This is a genomic window from Anaerocolumna cellulosilytica (genome assembly GCF_014218335.1).
GTDB lineage: Bacteria > Bacillota > Clostridia > Lachnospirales > Lachnospiraceae > Anaerocolumna > Anaerocolumna cellulosilytica.
In genome coordinates, this window is sequence record NZ_AP023367.1 from 1,951,661 (window position 1) to 1,976,165 (window position 24,505).

Genomic DNA, 24,505 nt, shown 5'->3' on the forward strand with positions numbered 1-24,505 from the left:
ACAGTAAAGACAGAAAGCAGTTAAAAAATAGATACACAAGCGGCTTATGATATGCAAGGTAATTCGTGTGAAAATAAAAACCACTTTCACACATTGAATTTAGGTCTGCAAGCAAGAGCAGACGTGCAGGTTAGTATAAAAAGAGAGGAAGTGACACATCTAAGAGGTGTGCCATGGGTATTTGTATGAAGATAGATAATATAGAATTACGTGAAGGTGAAATATGTTTACGATTAATGGAAGAGAAGGATAAGGAAGCGTATTATGATGCCGCATTTTTAAATGGAGATGAAGAGGCAATGTATTTTACAGGTACAAAAGAGCGCTTTGAGAGAGATACCGTTTATGCATTTATCCAAAAAATCATACCTGATGAAAGCAGGTACGATTTTATTATCAACAATTCCCATAATGAGATAATTGGAGAAGCAGTTATTCATGAGATAGAGGAAGAGGAACGCTCCGCTGGTTTTAGAATCTGCCTTTTTCGTAGTGTTGATTTTAGTAAGGGTTACGGCTCTATTGCCATACGTCTCATTCTTAAGTTTGCTTTTGAAACCTTAAAGCTGCATCGTGTAGAATTAGAGGTATTTGATTATAACCACCGAGGACAGCGTGCTTATGAAAAAGCCGGTTTTGTAGTAGAGGGGACAAAGAGAGATGGGCTTTATTTAAACGGAACCTTTCACGATATTATTATGATGGCAATTTTGGAGGAAGAATACTTTAAAAAATACGGCAGTGTTAGTTAAGTCTAAATTAAAGAAAGGCAGGGTATCGTGATGCGGATGATTATACATGATTTGGACGGTACAGTACTAAATAAGATAAGTAAGAGTGCAGGAGAAGATATTGTTATTACAGATGATGGGAGTCTTCACCCTTGCATTGGTTGTTTTGGCTGTTGGATTAAGACTCCGGCAGTATGCGTTATTAGGGATAAGTATCAGAATATGGGGGAACTAATTTCAAAATGTGAAGAGGTAATTATAATTAGCAAATGTTGTTACGGAGGTTATAGTCCGGTCGTAAAAAATGTACTGGATAGAAGTATTTCGTATATTCATCCGTATTTTCGTATTGTAAATAAGGAAATGCACCATAAACAAAGATACCAACGTTCTTTTCAGCTACGTGTAATTTTTTATGGTGAGGACATGACGGATAATGAAAAGAAAACGGCAAAGTATCTGGTACGAGCAAATAGTTTAAATCTGTCCTGTCAGGTTAAGGAGGTTCTTTTCTGCAAGAATCCTCTGGAATTGGAGGTGGTATGAGATGAAAATAGCTCTGATTAATGGAAGTCCCAAGATAAAGGACAGTAATTCTGGTATATTACTGGAGGAAGTGAAGCAAGTTATTGGTGATAGGGCAGAAATCACTTACGTTCCCTGTAATAAAAGCCAGCTTACGAAAGAAACCATTGAGGAATTGTTTACTTACGATAGCTTTGTAATAGCGTTCCCTTTGTATGTGGATGGTATACCTTCTCATTTGCTGAGAGTATTACAACAATTAGAAGAAGCAATTACTATAAACTCTTATAAACCTGTCAGGATTTACGGAATTGCTAACGCAGGCTTCTATGATGCAAAGCAAAACAGGCTGGCACTAAGGATTCTAAGAAATTGGAGTGATAAGGCAGGTTGTGTCTGGGGGCAGGGTCTTGGCTTCGGAGCAGGCGGTATGCTTGGCTATTTGAAAAAAGTACCTGCCGGCTCCGGTCCTAAGAAAAATCTGGGTTCTGTACTACAAGAATTTACTACAAATATACTGGAACAAAGGCAGGGTGAAAATCTGTATACTACACCTAATTTTTCAAGATTTCTTTATAAACTGGCAGCAGAGCATGGCTGGCGGCAGCAGGTTAAATCAAACGGTCTAAAAGTTAGGGATTTGCATAGTAAACGATAGACTGCGTAGTGGGAAGGTGCAGGCTTAATCTGATGTTTTTAGACTCCGGCCCTTTTTCTCTGACAGAAATAATCCAAGGATTGTAAGCAACGTACCGACACCAGCCATCAGTGTGATTTTTTCCTTTAAAATAATAACGGATGTGATTACCGTTACTACAGGTATAATATATATGTATACACTTGCCTTTACAGCACCTAACAGCTTAGCGGCCAGATTCCATGTAACGAAGCATAAAGCGGAGGCACCAAAACCGAGGTAGAGCAGGTTTAGTAGGTGTATAGGGTTGGCAAATCGGTCTATTTCATTGGAGACAGGGAGGAATAAGAAGGCCGGAAGCATGCTTAAAATTCCATAAAAGAATATTCTTCTGGTAGCTTCTATAGTCGGATAGCCGAGATTACTGATTTTTTTAGAAAATACAGAGTAACCACCCCATACAATTGCTGCAAGTACAGCCAGAATGTCTCCAATCGGATTAAGCTTTAATACGGAGCTGCCATTGTAACTAATTAAGAAAATACCCAGTATGGCAGTTAAGAAGCCCACGAAGAAAGATGACTTTAACCGTTCACCCTCTAAGAAGAAGTGCGCAAATACAGCTGTAAAAATGGGAGCAATTGAAACAATGACACCTACATTGGAGGCGAGTGTTATAGTAAGAGCTATATTTTCAAAGAGAAAATATAGGGTAACGCCGCAAAGACCGGAGGCTAAAAACAAAAGTTCATGTTTTTTAGTTTGCAGCTTCAGTTTTCTGGGAGCTATGAGCCATAAAGCTAGGTAACCGATTATAAACCGGATAAAGAGAATTTCCAAGGGTGTAAAAGTCTTTAATAATACCTTGGTGGAGATGAAAGTAGTTCCCCAGATAATTACCGTGAAAAAAGCGGCTGCGTGACCTTTTAGGTTGTGGTTTTGCATTTTATAGTCCTTTTCTGATAATGTATTTACATACGCAGGATTACCGAAATACATGTAACTGCTAAAGAAGCAGTTGACATTTTGTATTCCGGTAATCCTGTAATAATGTATTCATGCTTTTGTGTCACATTAAATAAAGAGTCAAGGAAGCTGCATTATAATTGCTAATGGACTTCCTGTTATTTTATAAGGGTTTTACCACCCATATAAGGCTGAAGGGCAACAGGGATATTTACAGTACCATCCGCATTTAAGTTATTTTCCAGGAATGCAATTAACATTCTTGGGGGAGCAGCAACCGTATTATTTAAGGTATGTGCAAAATATTTGCCGTCTTCTCCTACAACACGGATTTTTAAACGTCTAGCCTGTGCATCCCCTAAATTAGAGCAGCTGCCCACTTCAAAATATTTCTTTTGCCTTGGAGACCAAGCTTCAACATCAATGGATTTTACCTTTAAATCCGCAAGGTCACCGGAACAACATTCTAAAGTTCTTACAGGGATATCTAAAGAACGGAATAAATCTACGGTATTCTGCCACAAAACATTAAACCATTTAGGACTTTCCTCCGGTTTACATACCACTATCATTTCCTGTTTTTCAAATTGGTGAATACGATAAACACCGCGTTCTTCCAGTCCGTGTGCGCCTTTTTCCTTACGGAAGCAGGGAGAATAACTGGTTAAAGTCTGAGGAAGAGTAGTGTCTGGCAGGATTGTATCTATAAATTTACCTATCATAGAATGCTCACTGGTACCAATCAGGTATAAATCTTCTCCTTCAATTTTATACATCATAGCATCCATTTCAGCGAAACTCATAACACCGGTTACTACATTGCTGCGAATCATAAAAGGAGGAATACAGTAAGTAAAGCCTCGTTCAATCATATAATCTCTGGCATAGGTAATGATAGCGGAATGTAGTCTTGCAACATCACCCATCAGGTAGTAGAAACCGTTGCCGGCTACTTTTCTGGCACTGTCTAAATCAATACCGTTGAATTTTTCCATAATATCTGTATGATAAGGAATCTCAAAATCAGGAACAATAGGGTCGCCGTAGCGTTGTACCTCCACATTTTCACTGTCATCCTTACCGATAGGAACGGTTGGGTCAATGATATTAGGGATTACCATCATAATATTTTTAATTTTTTCTTCTAGTTCGTTTTCTCTTGCTTCTAGGACTGTAAGACGTTCTGAATCAGCAGTTACTTTTTTCTTTAATTCCTCTGCTTCTTCCTTCTTCCCTTGTGCCATTAAACCACCGATTTGTTTTGAGATTTTATTTTTATCGGATCTTAAAGTATCGGCTTCCTGTTTTGCATTACGGCTCTCTAAGTCAAGAGATATAACTTCGTCTACAAGTCCTAATTTGCTATCCTGAAACTTGTTTTTTATATTTTGTTTAACGATTTCAGGATTTTCTCTTAAAAATTTTAAATCTAACATAAGTTCCTCCTAATTGTAAAATGTAATTCATATAAAATTTAATTGAAAGCAGAATATAAAGAGTAACGAAAAAAAGTCCTTTCATCCCATATATAATGGGACGAAAGGACTCCGCGTTGCCACCCAAATTGCCGGCTGTTAAACCGGCCTCTCAACCAAGTAGGATAGAGGCTACCAACCTTCGGCTTTGCAGCATATAACTGCTTAACACCGACAGCTCCAAAAGTGGAAAGATTTAACCTTTCACCGGTTTGCACCAAACACCGGCTCTCTGAAGAAATTTTTAAATCGTAGCTTTTTTCAACGCTGCTTTCATATTCTTTTACATATTATATACTTAAAATCAATATATTACAAGAAAAAATAAAATTTCTTATAAAAGTAATAAACTGACTGCCATAACTGCCATACCGGCAACCAGGCCGTAGATGGAGAGATGATGTTCACCGTATTCTCTGGCAGAGGGGAGCAGTTCATCCAGTGATATAAATACCATAATTCCAGCAACCAGAGCAAAAACAATTCCAAAGGTAATGTTATTAATAAAAGGCATTAACACTAAATATCCCACAAGAGCGCCCACCGGTTCTGAAAGACCGGACAAAAAGGAATATAAGAAGGCCTTCTTCTTACTGCCGGTAGCATAATATACCGGTACTGATACGGCAATTCCTTCAGGAATATTATGTATAGCGATTGCAACCGCAATGGGAATAGCTATAGAGGGCTCCTGTAATGCCGAGATAAAAGTAGCAAGACCCTCCGGAAAGTTGTGGATAGCAATGGCAAGGGCTGTAAAAACACCCATACGCAGAAGCTTTTTATTACTTTCATGAGGTTCCATATCCTCTACCTTATGAACTTCATGAGGATTTTCATGGCTGGGAATCAGTTTATCTATGATAGCAATCAACAGCATGCCGGCAAAAAAAGCGATGGCTGTTACCCAGGCACCGGGCTTGTCACCTAGTTCTATACTTAAAGAATCTTTTGCTTTCGTATAAATTTCTATCATGGATACATATATCATAACACCGGCTGAAAAACCCAAGCTTACAGACAAAAATTTTGTATTGCTTTTCTTAGTAAAGAAAGCCAGTGCACTACCGATTCCAGTGCTTAATCCAGCGAATAAAGTCAATGCAAAAGCCAAAAATACATTTTCCATATAATACACCTCCTGTTTATGGCTTATTGTAATTGTATCAAATGAGGGCGACAAAATCAATTAAGAAGAGACTTATTTTATTGATAGTATCTATCAAAATAAAAGAATAGAAGAGGCAAAAAACATTGACAGAATCCTTTTTTTGGATTATAGTTGTATATACAAATTGTATATACAACAAATGAACTGCCGATAACCTTTGAAAGAGTCAATTTATATTTGGCAGTATCGCAAGAAGATACGGCATACAATGGGAGCTAGCATATGAATGATAAGCAACAATTGAATAACTGTTTATTCTTTTCCTCCTGTAAGTTATCCAGAGAGGCCGGAAGAATAGCGGATAAAGAATTTAAAAGTACCGGGTTACCCCCCAGCCATGCTTTTCTGGTCAGCATTGTAAATCATGAGGATGGAATTCACCAAAAAAAATTAGGCGAATTACTTCATATAACGCCGTCCACCATGACCAGATTTATAGAGAAACTGGCAGAGAAAGAACTTGTAAAGCCTGTTGCAGAGGGAAAGAGTGTTTATATTTATGCTACAAAGAAGGGCAGAAATCTGCAAAAGGAAATTGATTTAGCCAGAGAGAGACTGTGTAGTATTTATGCGAAGGCTTTGACGGAAGAGGAAAGAGAAACACTGCATAATCTGTTAGCAAAGTTACTGAATAGTTTATCCTCTTAATATGGATTATGTGAGGTATTGGCTGCATGATTGTCTAATTATACAGTTATGAACAGTATGTAAAAAAAAGCAATCTCCAACATGCAGATAGCAGGTTAAAAAATGTACAGATGGAAGTTTTAGTACGAAATAGTAGGATTATAAGAAAAGGAAGGCTTATGTATATGAAAGAAATATTCAACCGCAGAAGTATTAGAAAGTTTACTAATAAACCAGTGGAAAAAGAAAAAATTGAAAAGCTGTTAAGAGCTGCAATGCAGGCCCCCTCCGCAGCCAATCAGCAGCCATGGGAATTCATTGTTGTAGAAGGAGAAGAAGCACTGAAGGAATTAGCACAGACCTCTCCATATGCCAAGCCCGTAGAAAGCTCCGGTGTGACCTTTGTTCTTTTAGCAGATACAAGGACTTACCGGGTTCCCTCCGCTTGGCAGCAGGATATGAGTGCAGCAGCACAGAATCTGTTACTGGAAGCAGTGCATCTGGATTTAGGAGGGGTATGGCTTGGAGTTTCTACCAGCCAGGAGATAGCGGATAATGTAAGTAAATTCTATGCACTTCCGGAGTATATTGTACCGTTTGCATTACTAGCAGTAGGCTATCCTAACGAACAGGAAAATGTTTTTGTAGATCGTTATGTACCGGAAAAAATACATTACGGAGCATGGAGTTAAACAAGTTTTAAAAAACAGAATGAGGAAGGATGCCTTAAATCGGAGGCATATCAGGTAATTAACTATGATAGCAGTAGTAGCAAAGAATTATGTGAAAGCAGAAAAGATAGAAGAATTTTTACAGATAGCAAAGGATTTAGTAAACGCCACTAACAAACTAGATGAAGGATGTATTTCTTATGAGTTATATAAAGACCCGAAGGAGGCTAATGTATACACGATATTAGAACAATGGGAAAGCTATCAGGCACTGGAAAGTCATACGAAGGCGAAACATTTTACAGATTGTATTCCTAAACTGGGTGAACTTATGGAAAAACCTGGTGAAACAAAAATATATGAAAAATTAGTATAAATAATAAGGAGGAGACTATGGCAAAAATTTTCAATATTCCATTAGCAGAGGTTATTAAAAAAAGGTACTCTGCCCGAACTTATTCTGAGAAAAAGCTGCCTCAGGATATAATAGACCAGATAAAGGATTATATGGAAACTCTATATAATCCTTTTCAGGCAAATCTTAAATTTCGGTACTTACAGACTAAGGGGACTGCTAATTCTGAAAAGTTAGGGACCTATGGAATGATTAAAGGAGCCTCAGAGTATATCGGTGTATCAGGAGAAAAATCAGAAACAGTGTTAGAAGCAGTTGGCTACGGTTTTGAAAAACTTATATTATACTTAACTTCTTTAGGTATTGGAACCTGCTGGCTGGGTGGTACTTTTAAGAAAGGTGAATTTGCCAAGGCAATGGAGGTAAAGGAGGGGGACATTTTCCCTGCAATCACACCCATTGGATATGCAGCAGAGAAAAAGAGAATGACGGAAAGTCTGATGCGCAAGGTAGTAAAAGCAGATAAGAGAATCCCCTGGGAAGTTATTTTTTATAACGAGAATTTTAAAACACCGTTAACGAAAGAGGAGGCTGGTACATATGCTGAGATTCTTGAATTTGTCAGACTTGCCCCTTCTGCTTCGAATAAGCAACCCTGGAGAATCGTAAAAAATAAGGAGATGTTTCATTTTTATGAAAAGCGCACCCCAGGCTATAGTGATAAGTTAGATTATGATATTCAAAGACTGGATATTGGAATTGCTGCATGTCACTTTGATTTAGGTGTACAGGAAAAAGATTTAGCCGGTGAATTTAAGAGACTGCATTCACCAGTGGCAGAGGTACCTGAATTACATCAATATATTATGTCTTGGGTAAGAAGTTAAATAGATTACTCAATGAGTTTAACCTCAGGCTTGAAGAGCTTGAAACAGAAGTGGTTTACCATGTAACTTTTTAAATAGATTTTATAATTATTTGGAACCTTTCTATAGTTTTAATCGTCTATATAACAGCAAGTAAATTTGTATATATTAATAAGCGATTGTATAGACTTTAAAAATAGGCGTATAGGAGGTTTTAGTTATGAAACGATGGTATATATTATTCAGTTTTCTGTTAGTAACTATATTTTTTACCGGATGCAGCAAAAAGATGTTTACGCTAAGTGATCTGAATATGGATTTCACAGAAGCAGTGATTAAAAAAGAAAGTACCGGTTCTTTTGTTCCTATAGAGGAAGAGAAGGCACATGAGGTATATGATAAATTAAAAGATATATCTTTTGTAGAGCTTTCTGATAGCAAAGATATGAAAGAAGCTTTGTATACTCTTACCTTCAAAAATATGGATAAGGTAGTTCAAGAGTTTCAGATTATCGATAATAATACGATTGCATATAAGAGACATTTTTATACAGCGAAAGATAACCTTGATTTAAAATATATAGAACAGCTTTTTGAAGTAACTTTTCAAGCGACTGTTTTAGCGGCGGATACTTCGTTATTAGTTCAACCGGTGGAGGGCAGCAGTGAATTAAGATCCTCTGACAAAATCGTTGTAAGTTATAAAGACAACACACTCTACGGCACCGAAGGAAAGAGTATTCCATTAGAGCAGCTGGAACCCGGAGACACCATAGAAATTATTTACAATGGTCTCATAATGGAATCGTATCCCGCTCAGATAACTGCGGACAGCGTAAAGGTAATAAAGCACAATTATCACTTAAGCGGTCTATTAGCTGTGATTGATGCTATATATCAGGAAGATGCAGGTCTAAACAGTAATATCAATCAGATTGTGTTGGATTTAACGGATTTAACGAATCTTTCAGAGAAGGAGAAAGAATTCCTATTAACAGCAGTTGGGTACTATTATGAGGTGGAAACCAGAACCGGTACGTATGAAGAACTGGTGGAGGAAGGTGTTTTAGAAGAATCAACTTACTTTGAAGATGGAATTATTATTAAACTAAATAAGACAGAATTTGATGAGGAAAAGAAGATTTTGACCTGCGGCATTTCAAAATGGAGAAGTCCTCTTGGAGCAGTTGGTTCTAATAGTGTTACTGCCGTTTATAACGGAAAAGGCTGGAAGGTAACAAAAGAAAATATGTGGATAAGTTAATATAAATTAGAGGGTATAAAGAATCCCACGGTTAGTAATTAGTCGTGGGATTCTATTATGCTCTTTCTATTTTACCGAAGATACTTGTATAATCAGTAGGATATCGTCAAAACTTCTGCTGTTATGAGGCCTGCATAGAGTATAACTTGGTATAAATACCGTTTTTTTGTAACAATTCTTCGTGTGTTCCTTGTTCTGCAATTCCGCCGGAATCCAGTACCAGGATTTTGTCCGCTGAACGTATTGTGGAAAGTCGATGGGCGATAACGAGGGTTGTACGGTTTTTACTAAGTTGTTCCAAAGCTTTTTGTATTTCACGTTCTGTCTTTACATCCAGTGAGGAGGTAGCTTCATCAAGAATCAGAATCGGAGAATTTCTTAGAATTGCTCTGGCAATGGAAATTCTCTGCTTTTGTCCTCCGGATAATCTAACGCCTCGTTCACCAACAAAAGTATCATAACCTTTTTCCAAAGAAAGGATAAATTCATGGGCATTTGCAGCTTTTGCGGCAGCTATAACATCTTTTTTAGTGGCTGTTTTAGACCCATAGGCGATATTGTCATAGACAGTGCCACTAAATAAAAAGGTATCTTGTAAAACCATACTTATATTATCACGAAGACTAGTTAAAGAGACTTCTCGAATATCTATATTATCAATTAGAATGGAACCGGACACAGGGTCATAAAAGCGGTTTAACAGACTGCTGATAGTAGTCTTTCCGACACCGGTTGTTCCAACCAGGGCAATGGTCTGACCCTGTTCAATCATTAAATCTATATTCTTTAACAAGGGAATCTCAGGGTTATAATGGAAGGATAGGTTCTTAAACTCAATTTTTCCAGTAACTTTTTTTAAGGTCTTTGGTTTTGCAGTCTCTTTCACATCCGGGACTTCATCCATAATCTCATAAACACGTTCACAGCCGGCTATTGCATTGTGCAGCTGGTCATTTACGGTAGCAAGACTGGTTATAGGCTGGTAGAATAAGCCCAAATACATAATAAAGCCAACAATGTCCGCAATGGATACCTGGCCGGTAGAAGCAAGATAACCACCGTATATTATGATACCAACAGAACCAACAGAACTAAAGAAGGTAATAAGAGGATAAAATATTTCTCCGGTTTTGGTGGCATGTAAAAAGGCTTTGGTATGAAGACCGGCAAGATTGCTGATTTTATCGGTTTCATGAGTCTGTTGGTTAAAGGCTTGGATTTCTTTTACAGCTGATAAATTTTCCTGAACGGCACCGCTTAAATCTCCCAGAGCGGAAGAATTCTTACGCCATAGGGGGAGTACCAGCTTGGAATAGCCGGCATTGGCTGCCATAAGGAAGGGAATTGTTACTAAACTGATTAATGCAAGTTTAACATTAATGGTAAAAAGCATAATGGCAACACCGACAAAGGTCAGTACATTAACGATTAAGTCAGGAACAGCATGTGCTATTAATAACTCTGTATTTACGACATCACTGACAACTCTGCTTACCAGCTGTCCAGTCTGTTTATCATTGAAGTAACCCATAGATAAGCTTTGCATCTTATGATACAGTTTTGTACGCAAGTCTGCTACATAATGATATGCTCCATAATGGGTTAAATATCCTCTCAAAAAGCTGCAAAAGGCACTCAGGGCATAAACTCCTAGTAAGGTAAGTCCCATCTTAAGAGACTGCCTTGCAATATCCGGATCATTGTTAGTAGCAAGCTCAGTCAGTCTTCGCAGTACCCAGGGAGCATAAAGGTTTAGAAGCGTGGATATAATGACAGCGGTCATGCCTAAGAAGATATAGATCCAATAGTTTCTGGCTTCCTTTAATAGGCGTATACATATTTTCAAAATTAACTTGCCCCCTTTATTAAATCATAGGTGATACAAATTGGTCTTCCGGTGCGGGGATCATGGGATATTTCAGCATCAATATTAAAGGTCTTTTTTAATACGTCCTTTGTCATGACATCAGTAGGTGTACCATGACTGATTATATCGCCGCTACGAATAGCAACCATGTAGTCTGAGAATCTGGCAGCCAGATTTAAGTCGTGAAGTACCATGGCAATCGTACAGCCCTGTTCTTTATTCAAATTATAAAGTAAGTTTAAAACCTCTAATTGATGGGACAAATCAAGGTAAGTGGTCGGTTCATCCAAGAGGATTAAGTCGGTCTGCTGAGCTAAAGCCATAGCAATCCAGACCCTTTGTCGCTGTCCGCCTGATAATGTATCAACTTCTCTATGTTCCATGTCAGATAGATTTGTTACTTTCAAAGCCCAGGATACGATCTCCTTATCTTCTGCGGTAAGCTTGCCGAAGCCTTTTTGATGAGGGAATCTTCCATAGGCGACCAGTTCACTGATGGTTAAACCGCTTGGGGCAGTAGGCGTCTGAGGCAGGATGGCCATTTTTTTGGCTACTTCTTTTGTAGAAAGAGTGTTAATATCCTCACCGCTTAGATAGACTAACCCTTTCTTTGGCTTCAAAATACGTCCGACAGCCTTTAATACGGTAGATTTTCCACAACCGTTAGGGCCAATAATGGAAGTGATTTTTTTATGAGGAATCTGCATATCTAGATTTTTTACAATCAGTGCATCTTCATAAGCGATGGCAAGGCTTTGTGTGGTTATACTGTTCATTTACATGCGCTCCTTTCAATGTAGTCTGCGTGTATGCAGAAATATAGGTGAATGGTTTTATTATGATTTCATCAGTAGATATAAAAAGTAGGGTGTACTTAAGACTGTTATAATTATACCGGTTGGAATGTCGGCACCAAAACTGATGGTACGAGTTATAGTATCCGCTAAGATTACAATTACGGAGCCGGTTAATGCGGCAGCAGGAAGCAGCAGTTTGTGATTGGGGCCAACCAATCGACGGGCTAAATGCGGACTTATCATACCTACAAAAAAGAAATTACCGCCTAAAGCAACACTGCCGGAGGATAAAGCAACGGCCGCCAAGGTTAAGAAGATAAACTCTTTTTTAACAGCCAGCCCTAGACCGGTAGCGGTTTGGTTACCTAGATTAATGGTATTTAAGGACCTGGATTTGTAAAATACATATAAGAACAAAACTAAGGTCCAGGGAGCTAATAGGGCTATGTATTTCCAATCATCCCCCCACAAATCTCCGGCACTCCAGCGTTGTGCAAATTCCATCTGATTCCGGTCAAGTTTTAAAGTAATTAATAAGGACAGGGCATTATAGCCACTGCCTGCTGCAACACCGGTTAGGATGAGACCGGTAGGAGAAATATCCCTTCCTTTGCGGTAAGACAAAAGAAAGATAAGTGCCGCCGCAGTAACGCCCCCAGCAAAAGCTAAGAGTGGAAGAATAAATGCGGAGGAAATACCCTTAGTAGAAAAGATGGCAATGAACACCAGTACAAACAGACCTGAGCCGGAGCTTATGCCAAGGGTACCAGGACTTGCCATATCATTTTTTAATAAGCTCTGCATGATACAGCCGGAGACACCCATTCCTATGCCAACCAGCAGACCAAGAACGATTCTTGGCAACCGGAAGTCAAATACAATGAGATTCTGCTTATCAGTGCCTTTTCCAAGGAATACCTGAAACACTTCTCTGGGTGAAAGATTCATCTTACCAGAATTAATACTTATAATTGCAATTACTATAAATAACAAAAGCATAAGGAACAGGATTCCGATTCCTTTTTTTGTTGTAAATCGTTGTTTACTCATTCAAATTCCCTCCTCTGTTTTCTGGCAAGGTAGAGGAAATAAGGAACACCCACTACTGCAAAGATAACTCCTAGAGGAGTTTCGTAAGGCTTGTTTATCAACCTGCCGAAGAGGTCTGCTCCAACCAGGAATAAGGCACCGTATAATCCGCAGGCAGGTATGATAAAGCGGTAATCAACACCAATCAGATAGCGGACTATGTGTGGTATGATAAGACCAACAAAGCTGATAGGACCTACAATTACAACAGACATACCTGTTAAGGCCAAGACAATCAGAGTAGAAAGAGTATTAACTAGTTTTGTCCGAAGTCCGAGTCCGGCAGCTACTTCTTTTCCAAGGCTCATAACTGTAATAGATGGTGAGAGCATAATCGCACCCATAGTTCCAATAATAAATATAGGTGATACAATGAGTAATTCGTTCCATTTAGCACTGGCAGTACCACCGGCAGTCCAGAAGGAAAGAGCTTGGCCGATGTTGTATTTGATTGCCAGATATGAGCTAAAGGCACTAAATAACATGGATATGGAGATACCTGCAAGGACAAGTTTCTGAGGGGTCATACCTCTTCGCCCAAAGGATGCTATAAAATAAGTAATTCCTGTCGTTACGGCTGCACCGATACAGGTAAAAAGCAAGGTTACTCCGTAAGTTCTGCCAGGCAGGAAAGCCAGACAGATTGCCATGGCAAAAGTTGAGCCAGAGCTGATACCCATAAGTCCTGAGTCTGCCATAGGATTTCTTGTAGTTCCCTGCATAATAGCACCAGTTATAGCAAGGCTTGCACCGACCATAATATCTGCAATGGTTCTGGGAAGTCTTAAGGTACGGATTATTTGATGTTCTGTTAACTCTGTATTAAACTGAAAGATGGCGCCCCAGGCAGTGGACAGCTTCATTTCAGCAGCTCCAAAAGAAATGGAAGCAGCGGTTAACAGTAGAAGCAGGATTAAACCTGCCAGCATATAAAATGTAAAATTAATGGCTCCCTTGCGAGAGGTTTGGCTTTGTACGGGCATAGCACATTATATTGCCACAAGGTAATCGGGTGAAAGAAGTTAGTGTCCTGAATACCGAGCGGCCAGTACACTTTAAGTGGCATTCCTTTCTCTTATGTATTTTCTTTCACTCTTTTAGTGGGACTTAAGTTTTATCAGTCCCCGATTCCTTATAAATCATTAGCAGTTAGGGTTTTCTAACTTGGCAAATTATATCACCCGCTTATTAACCTGTCAAGACAGGGTAAAACAGCATAAGATAGACTCTTTTAGAGGCTGAATGCTGTGAAAGTACTTATTCTATAGCAGGTTTTGTGAAACTGTTATACTACTTAGTGTCCTAAATGGAACAGTATTGTCCTAATTTGGACTATAAATTATACACTTTTCGGTACTCTCTGGGAGTGATACGGTGAACTTTTTTAAAAGCACCGGAGAACTTTCCAGGGCTTTCATATCCACATAAAGCGGCGATGTTCTTAATACTTAATTCATCGTCTGCAAGCAGCAAAAGGGCTTTCTTCATTTTTTCAATATGAATATACTCCATAATAGTAATATGGAATAAACTCTTAAAACATCTTCGAAGCTTACTCGTACTGATAGCTTCCCCCATGGAAAGCTTCTCCAAAGAAGGAGGATTTAGGATATCAAGGTCTAGTATTGCTTTTATACGGTGTATTTTTTGCTCATTTTCCCAGGTGACATGATATCTTCTATTCTGATTATGCAGCCATACATTATTTAGATTCGTTTCAATAAAGGAGAACAACTCGCCTACCTTAAATCTATAATAGGACAGAGGCTGCCGCCCATTTCTTGCCGCCCATTTTACCTGTTCCAATAATAGCAGTATATCTTCTGTATTATAGATTTCTTCCTTCCAGTTCTTAATTTTTTCTATAGAGATATCCATCAGACCTCTAAAGAAACCGTCTCTGTCAGACCATACGGATTCTGTCAGCATAAGGCTGGTAAAACAGACATGTATTCCCGCAGGGAAAGTGATTCGCAGATTTTTTCCGGTATGGGGAATAAAATGAATCCGTGAAGTACAATGTTTTACTGACTTGCCTTGCCTTGATATGACAATATCACCTGTATCGATGCCAAGTATCCATAGAAAGGTGTCAGCACCTGAAAAAGTATAGGTTAAATCAACGAAAGGTGTGAACCATACACTTGATACAAAAAACCCATCCTCTATATGGAAATGTGTTAACCAACCATCTCCTAGTTGCCTGGGAAGATCATAAATAATGCCGTTACCAAAAGGACGCGGAATAAAACCCATTTGGACAGCCATACTGTGAAGCCCGATAGGACCGGTGGCAGGAGAAATAGTAGTATTCATTTGTATTGTATACTCCTTAAACTAAGATTTTTGCTGGGTATGTTAGGGAAAGCTAACTGTCTAGACTATAACATAGTTGAGAACGATTATCAAGATGATATTCCATGAAAGGGATAAGTGAAATAATTGATTAGCTGCCTTGCTGTGGCCAGTCGATTACATTAAAGTAAAAGAATGTATCATTTCAACGAAACGATACATTCTTCTTCAGGAGAGTTCCTGGCAATCGTATTATGCAATTAAAAAGTGTTGAATCTAGATTCATAGACGTATTGCTTTATTTCATTACTGCTCCGTATCATTCATATATTTTTCCATTGCCCGAATGGAATCATTACTGATTACATGTTCAATGGCACAGGCATCTTCATCGGCAATAGCTTGTTCGATTTGTAATATATCTATAAAAAACTTACGTATAACATGGTGTTTTCTTGATGTGAATTTTGCTTGTTCCAGCCCTTTTTCAGTTAGGAATATTTCCTTATATTTTTCATTTGTAATCAGCCCTTTTTCGGAAAGGGTAGCCATAGCACTGTTAGTGCTTGCTTTTGTAACGCCCAGTCTTTCAGCAATGTCAGAAACTCTCGCACCGGATCCATCCGTTGCTAATTCATAAATTGCTTCCAGATAATTTTCCATTGTAAATGTCAATTTTTCCATTTTAATACCCATTGCATAACACACCTAGTCACAAATGTGTTACTGCCACAATAAAAGATGTGAAAGAATCAATAAGTGGCAGTCCTTTCTTTTTCTGGATTTTCTTTCACACTATTTCCATTAGATATCGCAAGTTTACCTACCAATCTGGTATTCCGAAACATGCCACAGAGCTTTAAAAGATGTGGTGTTTTAAATTTTTTAGTATGTTTATTCACAAATGTTAGTCTCTTCAATAAACACTATTGACCGCTTTCAAAATTCGAGTCCAATGATGTAGCAAGATAATAAATCGGTCTGCTTATTTAAGTAAAATCATTATAGATACCATAAGTTTAACAGTTTACACAGCAAAAATCAATATTCAGTGGAAGTCTTTTCGTTTTCTTTTAAGCCAGTTTCTGCTATAATACTACAATCTGGGTTTACTTAATGTTTGTTTAAGTGTGTGCAAAGTACACGGATGGGAGTAAAAGATGATAATACGAGAAGCTAAGCCTGCGGAAATCAGACAACTATTAGTAGAAGGTCACAAATGTTGGCATAAGGGAAGAAGCTTAGAAAAGTATTCTGCGGACAATCGAAAAGAAGAGGAGTATGGAACCAGATATGTTGCAGAGGTTGACGGGCAAGTTGTAAGTTCACTGATACTGTTAAGATTTGGTGAAATCATTACATGTCCGGCTTACGGAATCGGATCGGTATTAACAATGCCTGGCTTTAAAAAGAAGGGGTATGCCAGTGAGCTAATAAAGGCTGTTCTGCAACAGTTAGACTCAAAGAAAGCGTTGGTTTTTTTGTATTCTGAAATCAATCCGTTATTTTATGACAGGCTGGGATTTCATAAATTACCGGACAGACTTCAGAGAAATACCGCCTGTTCCTGCATGGTGTTATGTCAGGAGGAGGCAGGGGAATTCTTAATAAAAGCGGAGCTTAAGGACATACCAGATTACTTTTAAATTACATTTGTGACTGGTGCAGTGTCTTTTGGACACTAGAGATATATAACCATTTCTTCCGGCAGGGACAAGATTTCGGAAAAAAGGATATCCCTAAAATCAATGGTCATTTTATCGGTTAAAGGCAGAGCAGAGGTTACTGAAAGAAACCATTCTTTCTGAGGAGTGTCTTCTGTTTTTAGTTTATCCACTAAAAGATTGCCTTTGTTTATGAAATTGGCAAGACTATTTTTATTAAATGCTTTATAAAGTTTTTTATGAATCATAGTTCCGTTTTTTATGTAAAACAACTTTATACCTTTGGGAGTAGGCAGTTTTAACACAATGTTACGAGTCATCAAAGCTGTGAATCCTTCAATACCTTTCTGCAAATGTCTAATACAGGGGAGCAAATCACGGTACATGGAAGCAGTCTCAAACCGAAATTCCGAAGAGGCTTCCATCATTTTTAACTGAATTACTTCAATTAATTTCGAGAGTTCTCCCGGTGTATCAAAGAGTTCCAACAGCACTTGCCTGTTGTCTATATACTCCTGCCGGTTCATAGTGAGGGGAAGCAGGTTATACGTAAGTTGATAAGAGCTCTCATTTTTGGTAATTGGATATATGTTTTTTAAGGAGGTAACAATATCTGTTAAGACGGACCGGCTGCGAAAGGGACCATAACAAGTACCTTCTCTCTCGTGAATAACTGCTAGTGGATTATGCATATTATAAGCATTAACCTTAAGGTATACGTATTGTTGATCATTCTTCATCTGAGCGTTAAAAAAAGGCTTGTAATATTTAATTAATTCACATTCTAACAGTCGGGCTTCTAAATGGGTATCTGTTACTTCGTAATTAATTTCGGCTATCAGGTTAACCATTTTTTTAACCTTTTCCCAGGCGGGTGTCTTGGTAAAGTAAGATTTTACCCTTTTCTTCAAACATTTACTTTTGCCTATGTATATAATATTACCGTTCTTATCAAGCATTTTATAAATGCCCGGCAGTTCTGGCAGACTGCTCAAACGTGCTTTGATAGTATCCTTTATCTCCGACATTTTTCACCTATGCTTTACAAATAGTATTCTCAATTTATATAAAACATAATATAATAAAACTTAATCTGTTACAAGCTTGTCTTACAAATCGATGGAATTCTCAACTAAAGCAGGGGTTGAGTTGCGCTAAAATTAAGAAATTATATAACTCAAGTGCTGCTTGCTTCCTTTTTTTAGCTCTGAAACTATAATGGAAGTATGGTTGCACTAACGTAAGTTTAGAAGTGACTAAATAAAGTAGATAATTGCAAAACACGTTGTTTATAAAAAGATTGTTTGGCAGTTGTCTGCTTAATAAAATGTAAGAAGGAGAAAGATATGTTTAATACAAGTGAAGTAGGAAGAAAAATTGCCAGTTTAAGAAAAGAGAAGAACCTTACACAAATGGAACTTGCAGATATGATAGGAGTAAGTTATCAGGCGGTTAGTAATTGGGAGAGAGGGAATTCTATGCCGGATATTTCAAAGCTGCCGGAGCTGGTGAATTTTTTAAACTGTAGTATTGACGAACTTTTATGCAATGAAAAAGAAGGGCTGCTGGTAGAACATATAATCAAAGGAGATTCCGCAGACTATGTAAGAGAAGAAAAAGTTACAATTAGAGAAATAGCGGATACGGCACCTTTATTAAGACCAAGTCAGACGGAAACCCTTTTGGATACTATTATTAAAGAAAACGAAGACAAATTTTCCATAAAGGAATTAATTATGATTGCTCCCTTTGTTGGAGAAAAGTATCTGGATGAATTCGTAAAGCGGATAGACAGTGTAGAACATATAAAAGAGTTAACAGGTCTGGCACCTTTTTTAAACAAAGAATCTCTGGATTACTTGGCAGGTCTGGCCACTCAGGTGGGGAGAATCAAAGATTTAATCAGCCTGGCACCCTTCTTAAGTAAGGAGACTCTGGATGGTATTGTAAAAAGATGTGAGGATGATGGAAATATAAAAGATATAATCGGACTTGCTCCATTTCTGGCAAAAGAAACCTTGGATACGATTGTTTTAAAGGCAATGGAGCACGATGATATGAGACAGTGTACAGGTTTGTATCCCTTCTTAGGAAAGGACACGTTACAAAAGTTAGCGGATGAAATAGTGAAAAAGCATGGCTTTAAGGAAATTAGCTCTATGTTACCTTTTTTATCTGATAAATAATTCTAAATAGTAAAGCATCACGAACATTTGTGCGAAAAAAAACCAAATGACACATAGTTGTCTTATATCCTATGTTATACTATTGAAGAAAAAAATTATGATACCAAGGATAGTAAAGGTTCTTTGCCGGAAGTTATTCATGAACTTATGATAGTACCGGCAAAGACTTTTACTAATGGCTAATGAAAGTTAAGAGAAAATACCGGATGAGAAAGGATGCCACAAATAAATTTTTAACTATTTAACCGTGGCAAGTGTGTTTACATGAAAGAATTACTATTTCGAAGAAAAGCAAAATTCATTCAATATCTTTTTGCTACCTTCTTGTTTATCATTGACCATTTTGCGCAAATCGGTCTTTTTTCTCTAATATTGGGAGCAATCGAAAGAGGTGATACAGGGTATTATAAAACTGTAATCTTAATCACTATAGGATTCATTATTTATTCTCCCTTGAATTTTCTTATTTCCAGAATGCTTAGAATACGCTACATGAGAGATACCATTCTGGATGTAAGAAAGCAAGCTTTTGATAAAATAATTCATATGACCTTTAAGCAATATTCACAAAAATCAAAGGATGTATACATATCTAATTTAATCAATGATATTAATACTTTTGAAAACAAATTTTTTCTAAGTCTTCTTAATTTCTTAATTAACGCCGGTATGTTTGTAATTTCATTAGTAATTTTAATTGTATTGGATTATAAACTAGCAATAGGTATGTTATTGTTTTCTGCTTTTTTATTTTTGTTAGCTGGTTTTTTTACAAAGAAGTCCACTGCTTTGGAACAGGAGGTTTCTACTGCTAATGAGCAGTTTACTACAGAAATGTCCAATACATTTCAAGGCCTGGAAATATTAAAACTGAATCACATCGAAGAAAAATTTAAAGAAAAAAGCCTGGATACGATAGGACGCCTGGAACGCAAAAAATTTGCAGCTAATGTATTTACAGATATGCAGATGAAAATAGTCTGGATTCTTGCCTTTGTAGCATCGGTAGCAGCATTAATATATCTGACATATGGATTTTTAGGTGGGATGACTTTAGCGCTTGGCGGACTTTTATTTCAGCTTTGTACGTCCATCAGTAGATATTTGATAAATGCCTTTCCTATGTGGAATCAGATGAAGGCCTCCATCAGTATCTATAATAAGATTGCAGAACCGGAAGAGGAAACTTTGTCAAACCTAAAGGGTACGAAACCGTTTCATTTTGAAAAGAAAATCAAAGTATCCAATGTTAATTTTTATTATGATAAAAAACAGATTTTAAAAAATGCATCCTTTACCATAGAAAAGGGCAGAAAATATTTGATTAAAGGTGCAAGTGGTGCAGGAAAATCAACACTTATGAATCTACTTGCTATGTCCATTGATGATTATAGCGGTGTCATTGAAGCGGACGGAGCTAATTATAAAGAACTATCTGAAAAATCCTTCCATGACAAAGTGGCTTTTATCTATCAGGATGTATTTTTATTTGAAGATACCATACAAAATAACATTACTTTATATAAAGACATACCCATGGAACAGATACAATATGCAGCAAAGGTATGCGGTCTGGAGGCTGTTATACAAGATAAGAAGAATGGTATTCATGAGATGCTGACGGAAAATGGTAAGAATCTTTCCGGCGGGCAGCGTCAAAGAATATCTATAGCTAGGGCAATTGCCAAAAATGCAGAGATTCTCTTTGTAGATGAAGGGACATCCAGCTTAAATGAAGAACTTGGTAAGGAGATTGAGCAAGTATTTTTGGAACTGGATAATACGGTAATTGCTATCAGTCACCGCTTTTATGAAGGGGTTACCGATAAGTATGATTATGTTCTGGAAATAAAAAACGGACTGATTCATACCTTCCCTGCAAAAGACTATTTTGATGAGGTGATTACATGTTAAAAAAATTATATAAAGTACTGCCTTTTCTTATCATCGCTTTGGTAGTGTCGGCTGCAGCTGCACTCTTGGATGGTCTTGTTACAAGAGATATGATGGGGTTGTTGGATTATGCCCTATCAGGGGATTTGGAAGCGATAAGAGAAAGGGCACCAAAGCTGCTCCTAACCGCAACCATGATGGTTCCCCTCGGAATTTTAGAGGTGGCAGCGAATCATCTGTATAAAAGAAAAACCAATGTGAAACTAAAAAACTACTATATATCCAGAGTGTTTCTCAAAAATATCTCAAAGTTCCAGAAAGAAAATACAGCAAGGTATATATCAGCTATGACGAATGATTTTAATACCTTAGAGATAAATCTCATAGCTGTTATTCATACAGTCTGTAGTAACCTCCTAAGCTTTCTAGTAGGTATATGGCTTTTATCTACAGTCGATAAGAAGCTGATTGCACTGGCGATTGTACTCATACTACTAAACCTTTTGATTTCTTTGTTAACATCTAAACCCACAAAAAAGGCTTATAAGGAAAGAAGTGATTTATTTGATGACTATACCACTTATATTAAAGAAATACTTTCTGCTTTTCATATTGTAAAAAACTATAATTTACAGGAGAGGGTGACGGAGGATTATAATAAGAAAAGTGAGGTAATCCAGCAGAAGGGTTATATCATTGAACGGCTCTTTTCCTTTATAAGCAGTACTCAGAATTTTATGATAAGCAGTTCCATCTATGGTATTATAGGCGGGGTAGGCTATATGGCCTTAACCGGGAAGATTACAGTAGGCGGGCTTTTGCTAGTGGTAGAAGGTGTACAGCGTATGAACTGGCCGGTATTTCAGATTATTGAAAGTTTACCAAAGTTGTTTTCTTCCGGAAATATCATACAGAAGATAGAGGGCTCTTTAGGCAATACGGATTCTCATGTTGAAACGATTGCACTTAAGGAATTTAAGGATAAGATTGAGTTTAAAGACGTGGCATTTCATTATGAGGAGGATGATACTCTTATTCTATCAGATGTTAACCTGGAATTTAAAAAGAATGGGAAGTATCTTATTGTAGGTCCCAGCGGTGGCGGTAAATCCACTCTGCTAAAGCTTTTTCGAAAATATTTTAATCCAACCCAGGGAAGTATTTATATAGACGGACATAATATGAAGGATGTGAAGCGGGAAGATTATTTTTTAAAGATTGCTAATATCGAGCAGCAAGTATTTATCTTTGAAGATACGGTTTTAAATAATATAACCTTGTATAAGGAATATTCCGAGGAGGAAATAAATCAGGCAATTAAAATGTCTGGATTAACTGATTTTGTAGAGAAGCTTCCTAAGGGACTTGATACGGTTATTTATGATAATGGCAGAAACATATCAGGAGGAGAACGAAGCAGAATAGTAATAGCCAGAGCACTGCTAAACAAAGCCAGTATACTTTTTATGGATGAAGCCTTTGCCTCCCTCGATATGGAAAGAGCAAGGGAGATTGAAAAAACAATTCTTGCCTTAAAGGATATCACCGTTATAAATGTCAGCCATGTACTGTTTAAAGATACGAGGGATATGTATGACCGTGTTATTACGATTAAAAAAACTGCGTATTGATTTTTTATTAAACCTTTGTTATAATGATTTTAATTATAGGATTGGAGGGTTGCTTAGAAATGGGTATTTTTATTAAATTTCGTTTTACAGCTTTATGTAACTAATTTTATAGAGCCTCTGCTGTCAGTGGAGAAACGGGATTGGACTGCCTATTTTTAAGTATACCTATGTATCGGATATATGGTTAAAAATAGAAGAGGGTGCTACCCTCTTTTTTTTCATGTCTTTTTTAACAATAGGAACAATTACAATTAACAATCAGTTTACGATAAGAAGGTATAGAATTCAGAGAGAAATCAGATATATGAAAAATATTTATGATTTATGAGCTGGTTCTATGGAGAGGCTAAGACTGTAGCTTCAAATCGTAAAGGATATTGATTAAATGGACGAAAAAGTGGCATATTCTTTTCTGTATAGACTGACCGCTGCAGCTCCCACACATGGTAACACACGCAATTGTACCTGTAAATAAAAGTTTACAGGTACCGGAAAGGGCATGGCTATTTATATGGAACAACGTGAAAAAGTTGTGTTGGCAGGAGCCAACCTAAATAATGATGTTAATTTTACAAATTCAATGAAAGAATTAGAGAAGCTGGCTGGGGCATGTGACTTAGAAGTAGTTGGAACTTTATATCAGCATCTGGACAGAATACAGTCATATGCTTACTTTGGAAAAGGAAAAGTAGAAGAACTGTCGGAATATCGTAAGGAGCAAGAGGCGGATACAGTAGTTTTCAATGATGAACTCAGTCCTTCACAGATTCGCAATCTGGAAGAAGCACTTAATTGCAAGGTAATTGACCGTACTGTCTTGATTCTGGATATATTCTCTAGCCGTGCAAGGACAAAGGAAGCGCAGTTGCAGGTAGAGGTTGCCAGGTTAAAATATATGCTTCCCAGGCTTTCAGGCCTGCGGGAATCTCTTGGAAGACAGGGTGGAGGCGCAGGTCTTCGAAATAAAGGTGCCGGTGAAACAAAACTAGAGCTGGACAGAAGAAAAATTGAGGACAGAATCAGCCGACTGGAGTCAGAATTAGCAGAATTAGCCTTACGAAGACAGAATCAACGTAAGAGAAGACAAAAGCAGGAAATACCGGTTGCAGCCTTAGTAGGATATACGAATGCTGGTAAGTCTACCATTATGAATGCATTAATGGAGTATACTAATTCAGAAGAAGATAAACAGGTTTTTGCTAAGGATATGCTTTTTGCTACTTTGGAGACATCTGTCAGGAATATATCTTTCCCGGATAATAAATCCTTTTTGTTAACGGATACAGTTGGTTTTATCAGTAAGCTGCCCCATCACCTGGTAAAAGCATTCCGTTCCACTTTAGAAGAGGTATCAGAAGCAGACTTACTGCTGCACGTGATTGATTATTCTGACCCGGATTATGAACTGCATAAAACGGTTACCCATGAAACTTTAAAAGAGCTTGGTGCGGATACCATTCCTGTTTTATATGTTTATAATAAGACTGATAAAGCAGGGATAGATACTGAATCAGTCAAAAAGGCAGAGGAGGAAGCAAGCAGCATCTATATCTCCGCCAAATCGAAAGAGGGAGTTAAGGCACTTGTAGAACGAATAAAAAGCCTTATATTTGCAGATTATATGGAATACCAGTTATTAATTCCTTATGATAAAGGCGGTATCGTATCCTATCTCAATGAAAAGGCAACTGTCTTGGAAACCAAATATGAAGAAAACGGGATATGGTTATCTATAGAAGGCAATCGAGCAGATTATGAAAAATATAGGATGTATGAGAAAAAGTAATATTTCCTA

Annotated in this window: 23 protein-coding genes and 1 other annotated feature; of the genes, 13 read left to right on the plus strand and 10 right to left on the minus strand. The window is 37.6% G+C overall.

The annotated features are described in order from the left end of the window. The first annotated feature begins 173 nt into the window (after positions 1-173). From acsn021_RS08235 to acsn021_RS08245, 3 genes are read left to right on the plus strand one after another with little or no spacing between them, the layout of a single operon-like run. Positions 174-752 carry a GNAT family N-acetyltransferase gene (locus acsn021_RS08235; RefSeq protein WP_184094416.1) on the plus strand — a complete coding sequence of 193 codons (579 nt, stop codon included), beginning with the start codon at positions 174-176 and terminating at the stop codon, positions 750-752. A gap of 30 nt (positions 753-782) precedes the next feature. Then, the gene (locus acsn021_RS08240) at positions 783-1,277 is read left to right on the plus strand and encodes a flavodoxin family protein (protein WP_184094418.1); all 495 of its coding nucleotides are present in this window, start codon (positions 783-785) and stop codon (positions 1,275-1,277) included. Position 1,278: 1 nt separating this feature from the next. Further along, a complete protein-coding gene (locus tag acsn021_RS08245) occupies positions 1,279-1,914 on the plus strand; it encodes an NADPH-dependent FMN reductase family protein (protein ID WP_184094420.1) in 636 nt (211 codons plus the stop codon). 24 nt (positions 1,915-1,938) lie between these two features. Here acsn021_RS08245 and acsn021_RS08250 read toward each other — a convergent pair whose 3' ends face one another. The 3 genes from acsn021_RS08250 to zupT all read right to left on the minus strand — a co-directional run bounded on the left by acsn021_RS08250 (position 1,939) and on the right by zupT (position 5,463). Then, positions 1,939-2,838 carry a DMT family transporter gene (locus acsn021_RS08250; RefSeq protein ID WP_184094422.1) on the minus strand — a complete coding sequence of 300 codons (900 nt, stop codon included), beginning with the start codon at positions 2,836-2,838 and terminating at the stop codon, positions 1,939-1,941. A 179-nt stretch (positions 2,839-3,017) separates the two neighbouring features. Continuing rightward, positions 3,018-4,295, minus strand: coding sequence for a serine--tRNA ligase (serS, locus tag acsn021_RS08255; RefSeq protein WP_184094424.1), 1,278 nt, complete (start codon positions 4,293-4,295; stop codon positions 3,018-3,020). Positions 4,296-4,388: 93 nt separating this feature from the next. Continuing rightward, positions 4,389-4,608 (minus strand) — a binding site (T-box leader). A gap of 60 nt (positions 4,609-4,668) precedes the next feature. Continuing rightward, on the minus strand, positions 4,669-5,463 hold the full coding sequence (gene zupT, locus acsn021_RS08260) for a zinc transporter ZupT (RefSeq protein WP_184094426.1): 795 nt from the start codon (positions 5,461-5,463) through the stop codon (positions 4,669-4,671). 264 nt (positions 5,464-5,727) lie between these two features. Between zupT and acsn021_RS08265 the strand changes: the two genes are divergently transcribed. The 5 genes from acsn021_RS08265 to acsn021_RS08285 all read left to right on the plus strand — a co-directional run bounded on the left by acsn021_RS08265 (position 5,728) and on the right by acsn021_RS08285 (position 9,288). Beyond that, positions 5,728-6,153 carry a MarR family winged helix-turn-helix transcriptional regulator gene (locus acsn021_RS08265; RefSeq protein ID WP_184094428.1) on the plus strand — a complete coding sequence of 142 codons (426 nt, stop codon included), beginning with the start codon at positions 5,728-5,730 and terminating at the stop codon, positions 6,151-6,153. 164 nt (positions 6,154-6,317) lie between these two features. Then, the gene (locus tag acsn021_RS08270) at positions 6,318-6,824 is read left to right on the plus strand and encodes a nitroreductase family protein (RefSeq protein ID WP_184094430.1); all 507 of its coding nucleotides are present in this window, start codon (positions 6,318-6,320) and stop codon (positions 6,822-6,824) included. 64 nt (positions 6,825-6,888) lie between these two features. After that, complete coding sequence (locus tag acsn021_RS08275) at positions 6,889-7,179, plus strand: putative quinol monooxygenase (protein WP_184094432.1); 291 nt, start codon at positions 6,889-6,891, stop codon at positions 7,177-7,179. 17 nt (positions 7,180-7,196) lie between these two features. Next, positions 7,197-8,045, plus strand: a complete 849-nt coding sequence (locus acsn021_RS08280; RefSeq protein WP_184094434.1) for a nitroreductase family protein — start codon at positions 7,197-7,199, stop codon at positions 8,043-8,045. 199 nt (positions 8,046-8,244) lie between these two features. Then, on the plus strand, positions 8,245-9,288 hold the full coding sequence (locus tag acsn021_RS08285; RefSeq protein ID WP_243167942.1) for a DUF3221 domain-containing protein: 1,044 nt from the start codon (positions 8,245-8,247) through the stop codon (positions 9,286-9,288). Between the two features lie 121 nt (positions 9,289-9,409). Here acsn021_RS08285 and acsn021_RS08290 read toward each other — a convergent pair whose 3' ends face one another. The 6 genes from acsn021_RS08290 to acsn021_RS08315 all read right to left on the minus strand — a co-directional run bounded on the left by acsn021_RS08290 (position 9,410) and on the right by acsn021_RS08315 (position 16,032). After that, on the minus strand, positions 9,410-11,134 hold the full coding sequence (locus acsn021_RS08290; protein ID WP_184094436.1) for an ABC transporter ATP-binding protein: 1,725 nt from the start codon (positions 11,132-11,134) through the stop codon (positions 9,410-9,412). A gap of 2 nt (positions 11,135-11,136) precedes the next feature. Continuing rightward, the gene (locus tag acsn021_RS08295) at positions 11,137-11,931 is read right to left on the minus strand and encodes an ABC transporter ATP-binding protein (RefSeq protein WP_184094438.1); all 795 of its coding nucleotides are present in this window, start codon (positions 11,929-11,931) and stop codon (positions 11,137-11,139) included. Between the two features lie 60 nt (positions 11,932-11,991). After that, positions 11,992-13,002, minus strand: a complete 1,011-nt coding sequence (locus tag acsn021_RS08300; RefSeq protein WP_184094439.1) for a FecCD family ABC transporter permease — start codon at positions 13,000-13,002, stop codon at positions 11,992-11,994. Continuing rightward, positions 12,999-14,024, minus strand: coding sequence for a FecCD family ABC transporter permease (locus acsn021_RS08305; protein ID WP_184094442.1), 1,026 nt, complete (start codon positions 14,022-14,024; stop codon positions 12,999-13,001). The genes acsn021_RS08300 and acsn021_RS08305 overlap by 4 nt, the downstream gene beginning before the upstream one ends. Before the next feature lie 349 nt (positions 14,025-14,373). Continuing rightward, positions 14,374-15,357 carry a helix-turn-helix transcriptional regulator gene (locus acsn021_RS08310; RefSeq protein ID WP_184094444.1) on the minus strand — a complete coding sequence of 328 codons (984 nt, stop codon included), beginning with the start codon at positions 15,355-15,357 and terminating at the stop codon, positions 14,374-14,376. Positions 15,358-15,642: 285 nt separating this feature from the next. Further along, the gene (locus acsn021_RS08315; RefSeq protein ID WP_330601806.1) at positions 15,643-16,032 is read right to left on the minus strand and encodes a metal-dependent transcriptional regulator; all 390 of its coding nucleotides are present in this window, start codon (positions 16,030-16,032) and stop codon (positions 15,643-15,645) included. A gap of 464 nt (positions 16,033-16,496) precedes the next feature. Here acsn021_RS08315 and acsn021_RS08320 point away from each other — a divergent pair, with 464 nt between their 5' ends. Then, positions 16,497-16,982: a GNAT family N-acetyltransferase gene (locus acsn021_RS08320; protein ID WP_184094446.1), complete on the plus strand. Its 486-nt coding sequence runs from the start codon at positions 16,497-16,499 to the stop codon at positions 16,980-16,982. A gap of 35 nt (positions 16,983-17,017) precedes the next feature. Here acsn021_RS08320 and acsn021_RS08325 read toward each other — a convergent pair whose 3' ends face one another. Continuing rightward, entirely contained in the window at positions 17,018-18,028 is a 1,011-nt protein-coding gene (locus acsn021_RS08325; RefSeq protein ID WP_184094447.1) for a GIY-YIG nuclease family protein, read from the minus strand. A 318-nt stretch (positions 18,029-18,346) separates the two neighbouring features. Here acsn021_RS08325 and acsn021_RS08330 point away from each other — a divergent pair, with 318 nt between their 5' ends. From acsn021_RS08330 to hflX, 4 genes are all read left to right on the plus strand, one after another. Next, positions 18,347-19,186: a helix-turn-helix domain-containing protein gene (locus tag acsn021_RS08330; RefSeq protein WP_184094449.1), complete on the plus strand. Its 840-nt coding sequence runs from the start codon at positions 18,347-18,349 to the stop codon at positions 19,184-19,186. Positions 19,187-19,450: 264 nt separating this feature from the next. Further along, on the plus strand, positions 19,451-21,100 hold the full coding sequence (locus tag acsn021_RS08335) for an ABC transporter ATP-binding protein (RefSeq protein ID WP_184094451.1): 1,650 nt from the start codon (positions 19,451-19,453) through the stop codon (positions 21,098-21,100). Next, on the plus strand, positions 21,094-22,710 hold the full coding sequence (locus tag acsn021_RS08340; RefSeq protein WP_184094453.1) for an ABC transporter ATP-binding protein: 1,617 nt from the start codon (positions 21,094-21,096) through the stop codon (positions 22,708-22,710). Before acsn021_RS08335 ends, acsn021_RS08340 begins: the two co-directional genes overlap by 7 nt. Positions 22,711-23,209: 499 nt before the next feature. Further along, on the plus strand, positions 23,210-24,496 hold the full coding sequence (gene hflX / locus acsn021_RS08345; RefSeq protein ID WP_330601807.1) for a GTPase HflX: 1,287 nt from the start codon (positions 23,210-23,212) through the stop codon (positions 24,494-24,496). The last annotated feature ends 9 nt before the right edge of the window (positions 24,497-24,505 follow it).

Bases quoted from the DNA above. Each gene is read 5' to 3' on its own strand.
- acsn021_RS08235 (WP_184094416.1), top strand. From the start codon at position 174: ATGGGTATTTGTATGAAGATAGATAATATAGAATTACGTGAAGGTGAA.
- acsn021_RS08240 (WP_184094418.1), top strand. From the start codon at position 783: ATGCGGATGATTATACATGATTTGGACGGTACAGTACTAAATAAGATA.
- acsn021_RS08245 (WP_184094420.1), top strand. From the start codon at position 1,279: ATGAAAATAGCTCTGATTAATGGAAGTCCCAAGATAAAGGACAGTAAT.
- acsn021_RS08250 (WP_184094422.1), bottom strand. From the start codon at position 2,838: ATGCAAAACCACAACCTAAAAGGTCACGCAGCCGCTTTTTTCACGGTA.
- serS (WP_184094424.1), bottom strand. From the start codon at position 4,295: ATGTTAGATTTAAAATTTTTAAGAGAAAATCCTGAAATCGTTAAACAA.
- zupT (WP_184094426.1), bottom strand. From the start codon at position 5,463: ATGGAAAATGTATTTTTGGCTTTTGCATTGACTTTATTCGCTGGATTA.
- acsn021_RS08265 (WP_184094428.1), top strand. From the start codon at position 5,728: ATGAATGATAAGCAACAATTGAATAACTGTTTATTCTTTTCCTCCTGT.
- acsn021_RS08270 (WP_184094430.1), top strand. From the start codon at position 6,318: ATGAAAGAAATATTCAACCGCAGAAGTATTAGAAAGTTTACTAATAAA.
- acsn021_RS08275 (WP_184094432.1), top strand. From the start codon at position 6,889: ATGATAGCAGTAGTAGCAAAGAATTATGTGAAAGCAGAAAAGATAGAA.
- acsn021_RS08280 (WP_184094434.1), top strand. From the start codon at position 7,197: ATGGCAAAAATTTTCAATATTCCATTAGCAGAGGTTATTAAAAAAAGG.
- acsn021_RS08285 (WP_243167942.1), top strand. From the start codon at position 8,245: ATGAAACGATGGTATATATTATTCAGTTTTCTGTTAGTAACTATATTT.
- acsn021_RS08295 (WP_184094438.1), bottom strand. From the start codon at position 11,931: ATGAACAGTATAACCACACAAAGCCTTGCCATCGCTTATGAAGATGCA.
- acsn021_RS08300 (WP_184094439.1), bottom strand. From the start codon at position 13,002: ATGAGTAAACAACGATTTACAACAAAAAAAGGAATCGGAATCCTGTTC.
- acsn021_RS08305 (WP_184094442.1), bottom strand. From the start codon at position 14,024: ATGCCCGTACAAAGCCAAACCTCTCGCAAGGGAGCCATTAATTTTACA.
- acsn021_RS08310 (WP_184094444.1), bottom strand. From the start codon at position 15,357: ATGAATACTACTATTTCTCCTGCCACCGGTCCTATCGGGCTTCACAGT.
- acsn021_RS08315 (WP_330601806.1), bottom strand. From the start codon at position 16,032: ATGGGTATTAAAATGGAAAAATTGACATTTACAATGGAAAATTATCTG.
- acsn021_RS08320 (WP_184094446.1), top strand. From the start codon at position 16,497: ATGATAATACGAGAAGCTAAGCCTGCGGAAATCAGACAACTATTAGTA.
- acsn021_RS08325 (WP_184094447.1), bottom strand. From the start codon at position 18,028: ATGTCGGAGATAAAGGATACTATCAAAGCACGTTTGAGCAGTCTGCCA.
- acsn021_RS08330 (WP_184094449.1), top strand. From the start codon at position 18,347: ATGTTTAATACAAGTGAAGTAGGAAGAAAAATTGCCAGTTTAAGAAAA.
- acsn021_RS08335 (WP_184094451.1), top strand. From the start codon at position 19,451: ATGAAAGAATTACTATTTCGAAGAAAAGCAAAATTCATTCAATATCTT.
- acsn021_RS08340 (WP_184094453.1), top strand. From the start codon at position 21,094: ATGTTAAAAAAATTATATAAAGTACTGCCTTTTCTTATCATCGCTTTG.
- hflX (WP_330601807.1), top strand. From the start codon at position 23,210: ATGGCTATTTATATGGAACAACGTGAAAAAGTTGTGTTGGCAGGAGCC.